At 43.3% G+C, this 13,836-nt stretch carries 10 protein-coding genes and 1 other annotated feature; of the genes, 9 read left to right on the top strand and 1 reads right to left on the bottom strand.

Annotated elements, in window-relative coordinates:
- The first annotated feature begins 39 nt into the window (after window positions 1-39).
- The 3 genes from K2225_RS14940 (at window position 40) to pheT (ending at window position 4,625) form a co-directional block, all read left to right on the top strand.
- Complete coding sequence (locus tag K2225_RS14940; protein WP_220585448.1) at window positions 40-774, top strand: TrmH family RNA methyltransferase; 735 nt, start codon at window positions 40-42, stop codon at window positions 772-774.
- Between the two features lie 57 nt (window positions 775-831).
- Window positions 832-1,047: a binding site (T-box leader), on the top strand.
- 101 nt (window positions 1,048-1,148) lie between these two features.
- The gene (gene pheS / locus K2225_RS14935; protein ID WP_220585447.1) at window positions 1,149-2,183 is read left to right on the top strand and encodes a phenylalanine--tRNA ligase subunit alpha; all 1,035 of its coding nucleotides are present in this window, start codon (window positions 1,149-1,151) and stop codon (window positions 2,181-2,183) included.
- A gap of 15 nt (window positions 2,184-2,198) precedes the next feature.
- Window positions 2,199-4,625, top strand: a complete 2,427-nt coding sequence (pheT, locus tag K2225_RS14930) for a phenylalanine--tRNA ligase subunit beta (protein WP_220585446.1) — start codon at window positions 2,199-2,201, stop codon at window positions 4,623-4,625.
- Between the two features lie 68 nt (window positions 4,626-4,693).
- Here pheT and rnhC read toward each other — a convergent pair whose 3' ends face one another.
- Window positions 4,694-5,629 carry a ribonuclease HIII gene (gene rnhC, locus K2225_RS14925; protein ID WP_220585445.1) on the bottom strand — a complete coding sequence of 312 codons (936 nt, stop codon included), beginning with the start codon at window positions 5,627-5,629 and terminating at the stop codon, window positions 4,694-4,696.
- A 147-nt stretch (window positions 5,630-5,776) separates the two neighbouring features.
- On the opposite strand from rnhC, the gene zapA reads away from it, so the two are divergent.
- From zapA to K2225_RS14895, 6 genes are all read left to right on the top strand, one after another.
- Window positions 5,777-6,061, top strand: coding sequence for a cell division protein ZapA (gene zapA, locus K2225_RS14920; RefSeq protein WP_089650576.1), 285 nt, complete (start codon window positions 5,777-5,779; stop codon window positions 6,059-6,061).
- Window position 6,062: 1 nt separating this feature from the next.
- Window positions 6,063-6,605: a CvpA family protein gene (locus K2225_RS14915; protein WP_146812625.1), complete on the top strand. Its 543-nt coding sequence runs from the start codon at window positions 6,063-6,065 to the stop codon at window positions 6,603-6,605.
- Window positions 6,606-6,709: 104 nt separating this feature from the next.
- On the top strand, window positions 6,710-8,431 hold the full coding sequence (gene polX, locus K2225_RS14910) for a DNA polymerase/3'-5' exonuclease PolX (RefSeq protein WP_220585444.1): 1,722 nt from the start codon (window positions 6,710-6,712) through the stop codon (window positions 8,429-8,431).
- A gap of 18 nt (window positions 8,432-8,449) precedes the next feature.
- Window positions 8,450-10,795 carry an endonuclease MutS2 gene (locus K2225_RS14905; protein ID WP_220585443.1) on the top strand — a complete coding sequence of 782 codons (2,346 nt, stop codon included), beginning with the start codon at window positions 8,450-8,452 and terminating at the stop codon, window positions 10,793-10,795.
- A 23-nt stretch (window positions 10,796-10,818) separates the two neighbouring features.
- Window positions 10,819-11,226 (top strand): DUF350 domain-containing protein, encoded by a 408-nt coding sequence (locus K2225_RS14900; RefSeq protein ID WP_089650580.1) that lies wholly within the window; start codon window positions 10,819-10,821, stop codon window positions 11,224-11,226.
- Between the two features lie 817 nt (window positions 11,227-12,043).
- On the top strand, window positions 12,044-13,747 hold the full coding sequence (locus K2225_RS14895) for a long-chain-fatty-acid--CoA ligase (protein ID WP_220585442.1): 1,704 nt from the start codon (window positions 12,044-12,046) through the stop codon (window positions 13,745-13,747).
- The last annotated feature ends 89 nt before the right edge of the window (window positions 13,748-13,836 follow it).

Raw genomic sequence — 13,836 nt, 5'->3', positions numbered from 1 at the left:
ATGATGAATGAGAAATAAACACGTAAATGAGGGACTACTATGTTGACTTCCTTACAAAATACAAAGGTGAAGGAATGGAAAAAACTACATAAACGCAAATATAGAAATCAAACAGGAACCTTTATTGTAGAAGGTTTTCATCTCGTAGAAGAGGTGTTGAAAAGCGATTGGGAGATCGTTGAAATGATTGTTCGTGAAGGAACGGATTTTTCAATCCCAACAGATATTCCTACGGTAATGGTGAATGATGTTGTGTTTCAGGCTATTTCAGAAACTGAAACACCTCAAGGTATTGCAGCAGTCGTGAAACAGAAGGAATCATCTGTAGATCAAGCAGCATTAACTTTAATGCTTGACTCCGTGCAGGATCCTGGGAATGTAGGTACACTGATTCGGACAGCCGATGCAGCAGGTTTCGACCAGGTGATTTTAGGTTCAGGAACCGTTGATGTTTACAATGATAAAGTCATCCGGGCTACGCAGGGATCCATTTTTCATATCCCTGTCCTCTCAGGGGAGTTAGAAGAGTTTATAGACCCAATGAAAAGAGATGGGGTTCAGATTCTGGCTTCTGCTCTTAAGGATGCTGTCCCTTTTCAACAACTGCAAGCTCCTTCTAAAGCAGTTCTTATTGTAGGGAATGAAGGACAGGGGATTCAGGAGAATCTTTTGAACCAAGCTGATCAACGTGTCTACATTCCGATATATGGACAGGCAGAGTCTCTGAATGTAGGAATCGCTGGTGCTGTTCTTATGTATCATTTAAAGGGATGAGGTTGCATCCATAAACTTCTTTGACTATAATATATTCAGTTGATAAAAATTTAAAAATGAAAAGCTTAGATAGAGCAAAGTAGATGAATGTAAATCGTTATAGGGAGGAAGCATCTTGGACTGGAAGTGCTTCTAACGTGGCATGTATCGAAATTTCACTCTGGAGCTGGCCATAGGCCCGGATTTTATCCGTTATTTTCATCAAAGTGGGCACATGTCATTGTGCCAACAAGGGTGGTACCGCGAAACGACCATACAAGTCTCGTCCCTTTTTTAAGGGAGGGGGCTTTTTTTATTTTCCTACCGTTTATACAGTTAAGAAGTTCAACAAAAGGAAGGGAAATAGAACGATACAATTTAAAGGAGGAAAAAGCATGAAGGAACGTTTAGAAGAGCTGAAACAGGAAGCTCTGGCGAAAGTTGACCAGGCGGATTCAGTTCAAGGCTTGAAAGATGTAAAAGTCGAGTACTTAGGGAAAAAAGGTCCGATTACGGAAGTTCTTAGAGGAATGGGGAAATTGTCTAAAGAAGAGCGTCCGGTCATCGGCCAATTGGCTAATGATGTACGGGAAAGTATTGCTCAAGCCATTGAGACCAAGCAGACAGCGCTTGAGGATGCGGAATTAGAGAAGCAATTGGAAGAAGAAAGCATTGATGTCACACTCCCTGCTCGTCCTGTAAAAGTCGGCGGGCCGCACTTATTGACGAGCATCGTAGAAGAAATTGAAGACCTCTTCATCGGTATGGGCTTTGAAATCAAAGAAGGGCCTGAAGTGGAGACAGATTATTACAATTTTGAAGCATTGAATCTTCCGAAAGGCCACCCTGCTAGGGATATGCAGGATTCTTTCTACGTTACGGAAGAACTTTTAATGCGTACCCATACGTCTCCTGTTCAAGCACGGACAATGGGAGCTAAAGATGGCAGTGAACCCGTCAAAATGATCTGTCCTGGTAAAGTGTACCGTCGTGACACAGATGATGCTACGCACTCTCACCAATTCACACAAATTGAGGGTCTTTTAGTTGATAAAAACGTCCGAATGAGCGATTTGAAGGGCGTACTGAATGCCTTCGCGAAGCAAATGTTCGGAGCGGATCGGGAAATCCGTCTGCGTCCAAGCTTCTTCCCATTTACAGAGCCATCTGTAGAAATGGATATCTCCTGCAAAGTTTGTGGAGGTAAAGGCTGCTCGGTATGTAAAGGAACCGGCTGGATCGAAATTCTCGGTGGGGGAATGGTTCATCCGAACGTGCTTGAAATGGCAGGCTATGATCCGAAAGAATATTCCGGATTTGCATTCGGTATGGGACCAGAGCGAATCGCCATGTTGAAATATGGAGTGGATGATATCCGTCACTTCTACACGAATGATGTTCGATTCTTAGAACAGTATCACAAGGCTTAAAGGAGGAATAAAACCATGCTTGTATCATTAAATTGGTTGCAAGAATATATTGATGTCAGTCGTTATTCGCCAGAAGAGCTGGCAGAAATCATTACGAAGACCGGAATTGAAGTGGAAAGTGTTGAACCTGTAGCAGAGGAGGTCACAGGTGTTGTGGTCGGGTATGTTCGTTCTTGTGAACAGCATCCGAACGCCGATAAACTCAACCTTTGCCAAGTGGATGTAGGAGAAGAAACGCTTCAGATTGTTTGTGGCGCACCGAACGTTGCTGAAGGTCAAAAAGTGGCTGTAGCAACACCGGGAGCGGTTCTTCCAGGAAATTTTAAAATTAAAAAGACGAAGCTGCGTGGAGAAGAATCGAATGGAATGATCTGTTCGCTCCAGGAGCTTGGAGTCGATGAGAAAGACGTCCCGAAAGAATACGTGGATGGTATCTTTGTATTTCCTGAAGACGTGGAAGTTGGAGCAAATGCTGTTTCCTTGTTGAACCTTGATGATTTAATCATCGAGCTTGGTTTGACACCAAACCGTTCGGATGCTCTAAGCATGGCAGGCGTAGCCTATGAAGTGGCAGCGGCGATCGATGGGACGTATGAATTGGCTGATGAAAATGTCCAAACATCCGAAGAAAAAGCAGCAGATCATGTCTCTGTAGTTGTGGAAGACTCGGAAGCGAATCCTTATTATGGAGCTTTCATTATTAAGGACGTTCAAGTGGGTCCATCTCCACTATGGATGCGCAACCGTCTGACTGCCGCAGGTATCCGCCCAATAAACAATGTGGTGGATATTACGAATTATGTACTTATGGAGTATGGTCAGCCCCTTCATGCTTTCGACTATGATCGCTTTGGCTCGAATACCATCGTTACACGTCGTGCGAAAGATGGAGAGAAGATAACGACGCTTGATGACCAAGAGCGTACGCTGAAAAGTGATCATCTTGTCATTACGAATGGAGAGATAGCCCACGCCATCGCTGGGGTCATGGGCGGAGCGGAGTCCGAAGTACAAGAGGATACGAAGACAATCATCTTAGAAGCCGCATATTTCCACCCATCCGTTGTACGTGAAGCTTCTAAAGATCATGGACTTCGCAGTGAGTCCAGTACACGATTTGAAAAAGGTGTCGATCCAAACCGTGTAGAACGTGCGGGCAAGAGAGCCTGCGAACTTCTTGCGAAATATGCAGGAGGAACGGTCTTGGAAGGTGTCGTGTCCCATGACGAACTGGACCGTTCTGAAAAACAAGTCACTGTAAACACGAGCACCATCAACGATCGACTTGGAACCGAAATTTCTAATGAAGATATCGCTGACATTTTCCGTCGTCTTCAGTTCAATTATGATCAGAATGGGGATGAGTTCCAGGTATCTGTTCCGACACGCCGTGGGGACATTACGATCTTTGAAGATATGCTGGAAGAAGTGGCACGGATTTATGGCTACGATAACCTTCCATACACGCTTCCACAAGGTGCGTCTCAAGCAGGAGGCCTGACGCTTGAGCAACTGGTGAAACGTAAAGTGAAAGCATACTTTGAAGGTGCAGGACTTCATGAGACCATCACTTATTCCCTTACTCATAAGGATAAAGCTCAAATGCTTGTCAGTCCTGAAGTGAAAGAAAAATCCTTAAGTCCTGTCGCTCTAGCTATGCCTATGAGTGAAGATCATGGAACGCTTCGGTTGAGCATGGTTCCTGAGTTGTTAGAGTCCTTATCCTATAACGTGGCACGTAAACAAGAAAACCTTGCTTTCTATGAAGTGGGTACCGTGTTTATCAGTGAAGAGGAAAAAGTAACGAAACAGCCGCAGGAAATGTTGCGTGCATCAGGCGCATTGACAGGGGAATGGCTTTCCCACCCGTGGCAGCAGGAGAAAAAAACGGTCGACTTTTTCGTTGCAAAAGGTATTTTGGAAGGATTAAGTGAACTGCTGGACCTACCTTTCACTTATGAAAAAACGAAGTTGGATTATATGCACCCGGGACGTACGGCAACCGTGTCGGTCCATGGAGAAGTCATCGGCTTCGTTGGTCAGGTTCATCCGAAGCTTCAAAAACAGCTTGGATTGAAAGAAACCTATGTCTTCGATGTGAACTTGGAAGCTCTCATTGAGGAATATAAGAAAGAAGAGAAATTCCAGACCATCCCTCGCCACCCATCTGTTTCTCGTGACATTGCACTTGTCGTAGATGAAAGTGTCCCGGCAGGATCAATTGAGAAGACGATCGCAGAGGCTGGAAGTCCATTAGTGAAGGATGTTCAAGTATTCGACCTGTATCAGGGTGAACATTTAGATGAAGGGAAGAAGTCTCTCGCTTTCCGTCTGCTTTACCTGGATCCACTTCGTACATTGAAGGATCAAGAAGTAGAAGAGGCTCACAATGCTATCCTGGAAGCGGTGAAAAATCAGCATCAGGCTGAGCTTCGTGGATAAACCAAAGGATAAACACAAAAAGCTCAGAGTTCTCTAAACTCTGAGCTTTTTGTATAAGCAACTGTTGGTTATTTGACAAATTTTTTCGCTTTTTGCGTGGTGGCAAAGTGAACTTTAGCTAATTCATCCAGCTTTTCTTCACCGTAAGCTTCAATGATAGCCGCTGCAGCACGATCCACTTTTCCGGAAGCTCCTTTTGGTATCGGAAGACCGGTATCAAATTCCATCTGATTCATCGCTTTTACAAAAGCAGACCTTGCAATGATGGAAGCAGTTGCGACAGCTATCGAATAACTTTCCGCTTTTGTCATAAAGTAAACATGTTCTTGAAGTTGCTGGTTTTCACTTCTCAGGTGTTTCTTGTACACATCTGGTTCTGAGAATTGGTCAATTAATATGCCATCTGGTTTATCAGGTGCAATCTTCTCAAGAAGACGGTTCAAGGCTTGATGGTGGAGCATGGTTTTCATTTTTCCTTGACTCCACCCTTTCCTCTGCCACTGGTTGTATTTTTTATTTGGCAGCCTCAGGAGACTGTATGGAATTTTCATAGCCACAATATCTTTTGCCAGGTTGGTAATTTGGGCATCGGAAAGGTTTTTTGAATCTTTGACACCGATCGCTTTCAATTGTGGAATTTGTTCTTTTGTAACAAAAGCGGCTGCTACAGTTATGGGCCCAAAATAATCTCCGGTCCCTGCTTCATCAGATCCAATATGTGAGCTTACGAAAAGCTCGTGATCAGGGTGATAAGCATGACGTTTATTCTTGCTTTTGTTCGGACCTCCGGAGGCCGTGGGAGAAACGGTTCCCCATTTCTCAGCCTCTTCTTCTGGTTTCTGACCTTGGAAAAGTACCTTGCCTGATTTATAGGCTGTAATCGTACAGTTCGCTGTTTTAGCTGCAAACAGTGCCGTTGGGGGACAATTCTTTTGGCTTGAGGCGTAATACTTCTTCATCTTCTCTAGTGTAGAGACAGGTAATTTCAATACAACTTGGGGCATAATGGATTCCTTTCTGTCTAAAATGATAGGATTAGTATAGCAAAGTGGATGGCAAAAGAGAACATTTGCGAAAAACATCCATATTGGTTTCCTATTTGTCAAGCTTCGTGTTAATATAAAGTTTAGGATTGAGAGAAACTAGGGGGTATGAATGTGTCGCAGTCAGACCAAGAGAAAAAAAGAATTACAGTGGAGATCAACAAGCGATCTTACACTATAGTTGGTCATGAAGAGCCCCATCATATCCGTATGGTATCCAGTCTGGTGGATCAAAAGATGCGAGAGATCCATGAAGCAAATCCTAGCCTGGATACGGCAAAGCTCGCCGTTTTGACCGCTGTGAATACGATGAATGAATATATGAAATTAAAGGAAGAATGTACAGAACTTATGAATTATATTGAAAAGAAAGAGAAAGAGGACAGAGGGTAAAATGATTGATTTATTGTTGTTGTTTATTTTGTTTATTGGTGTAATAACGGGTTTGAAAAGAGGTTTTATCCTCCAGCTTTTCCATCTTATCGGATTTATTGTAGCCTTTGTACTCGCTGTCATCTACTATGATGACCTTGCGCCGAAACTTACGTTATGGGTCCCATATCCAGAACTGCCTCAGGATTCTTCCTGGGCGATCTTTTTAGAAAATTTGCCTCTGGAACAAGCCTTTTATAACGCTGTTGCTTTTGCCATTATCTTTTTTGGAGCCAAAATCATCTTACATATTATTGCGTCCATGTTGGACTTTGTTTCGGAACTGCCGATTCTGCATTCGTTGAACACGTTGTTGGGTGGAATTTTGGGCTTTATTGAAAATTATGTCATCTTATTCGTGGTGCTGTACATAGCTGCGCTTGTACCTCTTGCTGGAGTGCAAAGTGCTTTGGACGGATCGATTCTTGCACAGCTGATCATCGAACACACACCAGTCTTTTCAGAACAATTGAAAACGCTGTGGATTGAACATGTAGCTGGCTGAGTAAGACGTTAGGATGAAAGTACAGGTAGAGCCGCTATGATTATGATCATGGCGGCTCTTTTTCAGCTTGAAAACAGGATAAAACGTGAAGGAGTCGTTAAATCATGGCAATCGATAAAAAGCAAGTCATTAAACTGTTGGAAAAAATCGCTGTTTACTTAGAATTGAAAGGCGAGAACCCTTTTAAAATTTCTGCTTACCGTAAGGCAGCCCAAGCTTTAGAGCGTGATGACAGATCATTAAGTGAGATCGATGATTTCACCAAAATGAAAGGAATAGGAAAAGGTACGGCAACGGTCATTGATGAATACTTGGAAAACGAGGAATCAGACACGTTGAAACAATTACAGGCTGAAGTCCCGGCTGGCCTTGTCCCGTTACTTGATCTTCCAGGTCTCGGTGGGAAGAAATTGGCGAAACTTTACCAACAGTTAGGTGTGACCGATGCAGAGACGCTGAAGGAAGCTCTGGAGGCTGGGAAAGTAGAAGCACTGGATGGTTTCGGGAAAAAGTCTGCTGAAAAGATGTTGAAGGCGATTGAAGAAGCAGGAGCGCGCCCTGAACGTCTACCAATTGCTGTCATGCTTCCATTAGCTGAGAAAATTGAGCATTTTTTGGAACAAGGGAAAACATTCACACGCTTTTCAAGAGCGGGAAGTTTAAGAAGAATGCGTGAAACGATTAAAGACTTGGATTTCATCATTTCGTCTGAACATGCTGTTGAAACTCGAGATGAGCTTTTGGCTTATCCAGATATAAAAGAGGTTATTGCCTCCGGTGAGACGAAAGTTTCTATAGTTGTCAATGAGGGCTATGATATAGGCATTGACTTTCGTATTGTAGCACCAGAAGAATTTGCTACGACCTTACACCATTTCACAGGGTCCAAAGACCATAATGTGGCTATGAGACAACTAGCAAAAGAGAACGATGAAAAAATCAGTGAGTATGGGATTGAAAAAGCGGAAACGGGAGAAGTCCAAACGTTTGAAACGGAAGAAGAATTTTTCCAACATTTTGGTCTTCATTTCATCCCTCCTGAAGTTAGAGAAAATTATGGGGAAGTAGAGAAATTCAAGGAACCTATTGAACTCGTGGAATTAGACGACATTCACGGGGATCTTCATATGCACTCGACTTGGAGTGATGGAGCGCAATCCATTAAAGAAATGGCGGAGAAAGCAAAAGCGAAAGGGTATGAGTACATCGCCATAACTGATCACTCAAAATACTTGCGTGTAGCAAACGGCTTGAATGAGGAACGGTTACGTCTGCAAAGGAAAGAGATTGAAAAGGTGAATGCAGAAATGGAAGATTTCCATATCTTTGCTGGTATTGAAATGGACATTCTTCCAGATGGATCTCTGGATTTTGACGATGAGTTCCTAAAGGAGATGGATTTTGTCATCGCATCCATCCACTCAAGCTTTCAACAATCACAGGAACAAATTATGGAAAGGTTGACCAATGCCCTCGAAAACCCTCATGTCCATATGATCGCTCATCCGACCGGACGCTTAATTGGCCGACGCGAAGGCTATGACGTGGACCTAGAAGCATTGATTGAAGGAGCGAAACGAACAGGGACGATCCTTGAACTCAACGCGAACCCCAACCGGCTGGATTTGAGTTGGGAATGGTTGATGAGAGCTCAGGAAGAGGGCGTGAACATTGCTGTTAATACGGATGCTCACAGTTATCCAATGTTGGAGCACATGAAAATAGGAGTTGGAGCAGCTCGAAAAGGGTGGCTGAGAAAAGATACAGTCATTAATACATGGACGAAAGAACAGTTGATGGATAAGTTCAAGATCCATAAGGAGTAATAAAGGAGACGGTTACACATGAATCAACGCATCCTTCATGTACTAGAATTCAAAAAAATCATAGAACAATTGAACGAACAAGCAGCATCTTCCTTGGGGAAGGAAAAAACGGCTGCTTTGAAACCATCTTCTGACTTGGAAGAGGTTCGTCACTTGCAAATGGAAACGGATGAAGCTGGACAAGTGCTGCGTTTGAAAGGCCATGTCCCACTTGGCGGTATTTTCGATATCAAACCAAGCTTGAAGCGAACCACAATCGGCGGTACTTTGAGCGCTCTTGAATGTTTAGATGTTGCGAGTACGATCTATGGTGGGAGACAACTGAAGCGTTTCATTGAAGACATGGAAGAACCGGAAATGCCGATTTTAAGAGATATGGTTTCGAAAATCGCTCCATTGAGAGAACTGGAGAGTGAAATCAGAAACTGTATCGATGATCATGGTGGAGTCATGGATGGGGCATCTGAGAAATTGAGATCCATCCGTTCGAAAATCCGTACCTATGAGAGTCGGGTAAGGGACAAGATGGAGTCTTTTACAAAATCTAAATCCAAAATGCTTTCCGATGCGATTGTCACGATAAGAAATGAACGTTATGTTCTTCCAGTTAAACAAGAATATCGCGGATCTATTGGCGGGATTGTTCATGATCAGTCATCTTCTGGGGCGACATTGTTCATAGAACCCCAAACGGTAGTTGATTTGAATAACCAACTGCAGGAAGCTCGTGTCCAAGAAAAAAATGAGATTGAGAAAATCTTGAAAGAACTTTCCGATGCGATTGCTGAAAACCATGAACCCTTATATGAAAACGTCAATGTCTTAGGGCATATGGACTTTATGTTTGCCAGAGCGAAGTTAGGTAAGCAGATGAGAGCAGCCATGCCTAAGATGAATGACGAAGGTCGCATCGATATAAAACAAGCGAGACACCCGCTAATACCTGAAGAAGAAGTCGTGCCCAATGACATTGAAATAGGTACGGACTACACATCCATTGTTATAACTGGTCCAAACACAGGTGGGAAAACGGTTACTCTCAAACTCGTAGGTTTGTGTACGCTGATGGCACAGTCCGGCCTACAGGTACCTGCATTAGATGGATGTGAGATGGCTGTATTCAAAGAGGTTTATGCAGACATCGGAGATGAACAGTCCATCGAACAAAGCTTATCTACTTTTTCTTCCCACATGACCAATATCGTAGACATTTTGGATAAAGTGGACGATCAGTCCTTAGTCTTGTTTGATGAACTTGGTGCTGGAACGGATCCGCAGGAAGGTGCCGCTCTTGCGATGTCCATTCTAGATGAAGTGGTTAACCGGAAAGCCCGGGTCATCGCAACGACGCACTATCCAGAATTGAAAGCTTATGGATACAATCGTCCCGATGTTATTAATGCTTCGGTGGAATTTGATATTCAAACACTAAAACCGACCTACCGCTTGTTGATCGGCGTTCCAGGTCGAAGCAATGCGTTTGAGATTTCCAGACGCTTAGGTTTAAGAGAATCCGTGATTGAATCCGCAAAAGGCCATATCGGTGTGGATTCTCAGAGTGTTGAAAATATGATTGCTTCATTAGAGGAATCGAAACGGGGAGCAGAACAGGATTATGAAGAAGCAGAACGATTGCTTGCAGAAGCGGAAGAGCTCCGGAATGAATTGAAGCAAAAATGGGACCAATTCGAAGATCAACGTGAAAAGTTATATGAGAAGGCTGAACAAAAAGCAGAAAAAGCTATTCGACAGGCCAGAGAAGAAGCGGAAACAATCGTCGGCGAGATCCGAAATATGAAATCACAGGCACAAATGAAAGAACATGAATGGATTGAAGCTCGAAAGATGTTTGACGAGGCGCAGCCTGAACTAGCGAAAAAGAAACCGAAAGCAGATCCAGCACCTAAGAAAGAGTCGAAAGAGTTGAACCCTGGAGATGAAGTAAAACTACTGACTCTTAACCAGCAAGGGACCATTGTGGAACAGACAGGTAAGAATGAATACCAGGTCCAGGTTGGTGTAATGAAGGTAAAAGCCAAACGGAAAGAACTTGAATTCGTAAAGGCCAAGCAACCATATAAAGAAAAGCCTATGGCGACAGTCAAAGGGAAGAACTTCCATGTGAAAACAGAACTAGATTTACGTGGCGAACGATATGAAGATGCGTTAAACCGTTTAGAAAAATACATTGATGACGCTCTGTTAGCAGGCTATCCACGAGTATCCATTATCCACGGAAAGGGGACGGGCGCTCTTCGGACAGCCGTTCAAAGTTTTGCGAAAAATCACCGTAGCATATCCAGCCATCGGGCAGGAGGCATGAATGAAGGTGGAAGTGGAGTGACCGTACTTGAGTTTCGGTAATTCATTAAAAAGGGAGCGGAGGAATGAGTAATTTTTGGGAATACACGTTAGTGGAAACCGCCGCTCGTTACAGTGTTGTTGTTCTTTGCTTAGTTCTTTTTATGGCGATATTTGAAATCGTTACTTCCTATAATAACTGGGAAGAAATCAAAAAAGGCAACATTGCTGTAGCGATGGCGACCGGGGGGAAACTATTTGGAATTGCAAACATCTTTCGATTTTCAATTGAACATAACGACTCACTCACCCAAACGATGGGGTGGGGCTTGTATGGTTTTGCCCTTCTCCTCTGCGGTTATTTCATTTTTGAATTCTTAACCCCATCTTTTAAGATTGATGAGGAAATTGCAAATGACAACCGTGCCGTTGGATTTATTTCCTTAGTCATTTCCATCGGCCTTTCGTATGTAATTGGAGCGAATATCATTTAAGGAGAGAGACAGTGGAAACCTTAGCCAAAATATTAATGGTCGTTGCCGCGGCCTTTCTCATCGTCGGCATCCTGTTTTTTATCATATAAGTGTTAGATTTATCATTAAACAAGAAGCTCATCGAGCTTCTTGTTTTTTATGTTCATGTAATAATAATTATTAAAGTAAATGGCAGGATTGTGGAAGACTCAATTTCGAGACTTTTGTTGAGTGTGTAGGGCTGCAGGGAATGACTCGCTTTCCGCGGGAGCGCGGTGAGCCTCCTCAGGCTAACGCCTTGCGGGGTCTCACCAAGCACTCTGTTCCCGCAGGAGTCCCGCCATTCCCCTCCGCCCCTTTGCCATGGAAGATTCTCGAAACCACTTCTGGAAAGCAGTATGTATCATTGAAGAAGCGGATCGTATAAACCGCTCCAGAGTACGTAAAAGCTTGATACAGAGCATTTTATACTACTAACAGTGGGATAAAATGCAACTTGGTACAGAGGTTCGTTTCTCCCTTACATGGAATGGGGTGGTTGGGAAGCTGCGAGACTCCCGTGGGAGAAGGAGATAGGCGAGATCCCGCAGGACGCAGTCCGAGGAAGCTCGGCGCTCCCCCACAGGAAAGCGAGTAGCTTCCCAGGCACCCCTGACGCTTAACCAGGCAACGAACTCCGGAAATATCTCGGACTTGAGTCTTCCACAATCGGGAGCGTATGTGCAGGAACGGGCTTGGTTTCAAGGGTAATATTTTCAATTTTTTAAATAATAATTCAAATATGAGCCTATAGTCGTTATAATAGGAGAGAAGACAATTATTAGGGAGGTCTGTCAAAATGAGTGATTTTCAACGTCCATGGCACAAGTTGTACCCACCAGAAGTCCCTGTCACCATTGATTACAAAGAACAACCACTCCACGATTACCTTAGAGAAAGTGCTGAAGTTTACGGAGAAAAGAAAGCGCTTTATTTTATGGGCAAGGAGTTGGACTATAAAGAAATTTATGAACAGGCACAAGCTTTAGCCAGTTATTTGCAGGACCTTGGGTTGGAAAAAGGCGATCGTGTGTCCATCATGCTGCCGAACTGCCCTCAATCCGTCATCTCCTATTATGGAGTCCTTATGGCTGGAGGAATTGTTGTCCAGACGAACCCTCTCTATATGGAAAGGGAATTGGAGTATCAAATGAATGATTCAGGAGCCAAAATGATCATTTGTCTTGATATTCTTTATCCAAAGGCAGCCAACATCAAACCTGATACCCCTCTTGAACATATCATCGTGACAGGTATTAAAGATTACCTTCCTTTCCCTAAAAATAAAATTTATCCTTTTATTCAAAAACGGCAATATCAAGTACTAGTCAAACCAGAACAGTCTACAGATACCCATCTATGGACTCATATTTTGAAAAACGCAAGTGGAAACGTCTCAGAAGTAGAAATCGATCCAAAAGAGGATCTTGCTTTATTGCAATACACAGGAGGAACGACTGGTTTTCCAAAAGGTGTCATGCTTACTCATTACAATTTGATTGTCAACACACAGATGTCGAAGAAATGGTTGTACAAGTGCAAAGACGGTGAAGAAACCGTTCTCGCTATACTGCCGTTCTTCCATGTATATGGGATGACTTCAGTCATGAACCTTTCTGTCATGATGGGGAACAAAATGATTCTCATGCCAAAGTTCGAACCGGAAGATGTTTTGAAAGTCATTGAAAAACAAAAACCGACCTTATTCCCTGGAGCTCCTACGATTTATATTGCCTTATTGAACCACCCGAACTTGAAAAAATATGATCTTTCATCAATTGAAGCCTGTATAAGTGGCTCGGCTCCGTTGCCTGTTGAAGTTCAAGAACGTTTCGAAGCTGTGACTGGTGGCCGGCTCGTTGAAGGGTATGGGTTGACGGAAACCTCTCCAGTCACTCATTCCAATCTCGTATGGGGTCAGCGTATGAGTGGAAGCATCGGTGTACCGTGGCCGGATACAGACGCAAAGATCTACAAGATGGATGCTGATGAAGAGGCTGAAAATGGGGAGATTGGAGAAATCGTTGTCAAAGGTCCTCAAGTAATGAGAGGTTACTGGAACAGGCCGGAAGAAACAGCTCAGGTTCTCAGTGAGGATGGCTGGTTCCGTACTGGGGATATGGGGTATATGGATGATGCGGGATACTTTTATATCGTTGATCGGAAGAAAGATATGATTATCGCAGGTGGGTATAACATTTACCCGCGTGAAGTAGAAGAAGTCCTTTACGAGCATTCTGAGATTCAAGAAGCAGTTGTGGTAGGAGTTCCTGATCCGTATCGTGGAGAAACTGTCAAAGCCTTCATCGTTAAAAAACAGGGAAGTGAAATTACGGAAGATGAACTGAATGAATATTGCCGTAAAAACATCGCTTCCTATAAAGTTCCGCGTTTGTATGAATTCAGATCCGAGCTACCGAAAACAGCAGTTGGTAAAATCTTGAGGAGGACTTTGATCGATGAAGAAAAGCGTAAATATGAGGAATCAGAAAGTATTCAATAAACTAAAAAAAGAAAGTTGACAGAATATTTCTTTGCTTGTAGAATAATAGATGAATGATGATTCATTCATTTTTCAGTTCGCAATAGCAA

Origin of the sequence: Halobacillus sp. Nhm2S1 (genome assembly GCF_019599545.1) — a bacterium.
Taxonomy (GTDB): Bacteria; Bacillota; Bacilli; order Bacillales; family Halobacillaceae; genus Halobacillus.
Note: the sequence above shows the minus strand (reverse complement) of the source record. Positions and strands in the feature narration are given on the sequence as shown.

Excerpts from the sequence above, each read along its gene's own strand:
- K2225_RS14940 (WP_220585448.1), top strand. The coding sequence starts at position 40 with ATGTTGACTTCCTTACAAAATACAAAGGTGAAGGAATGGAAAAAACTA.
- pheS (WP_220585447.1), top strand. The coding sequence starts at position 1,149 with ATGAAGGAACGTTTAGAAGAGCTGAAACAGGAAGCTCTGGCGAAAGTT.
- pheT (WP_220585446.1), top strand. The coding sequence starts at position 2,199 with ATGCTTGTATCATTAAATTGGTTGCAAGAATATATTGATGTCAGTCGT.
- rnhC (WP_220585445.1), bottom strand. The coding sequence starts at position 5,629 with ATGCCCCAAGTTGTATTGAAATTACCTGTCTCTACACTAGAGAAGATG.
- zapA (WP_089650576.1), top strand. The coding sequence starts at position 5,777 with ATGAATGTGTCGCAGTCAGACCAAGAGAAAAAAAGAATTACAGTGGAG.
- K2225_RS14915 (WP_146812625.1), top strand. The coding sequence starts at position 6,063 with ATGATTGATTTATTGTTGTTGTTTATTTTGTTTATTGGTGTAATAACG.
- polX (WP_220585444.1), top strand. The coding sequence starts at position 6,710 with ATGGCAATCGATAAAAAGCAAGTCATTAAACTGTTGGAAAAAATCGCT.
- K2225_RS14905 (WP_220585443.1), top strand. The coding sequence starts at position 8,450 with ATGAATCAACGCATCCTTCATGTACTAGAATTCAAAAAAATCATAGAA.
- K2225_RS14900 (WP_089650580.1), top strand. The coding sequence starts at position 10,819 with ATGAGTAATTTTTGGGAATACACGTTAGTGGAAACCGCCGCTCGTTAC.
- K2225_RS14895 (WP_220585442.1), top strand. The coding sequence starts at position 12,044 with ATGAGTGATTTTCAACGTCCATGGCACAAGTTGTACCCACCAGAAGTC.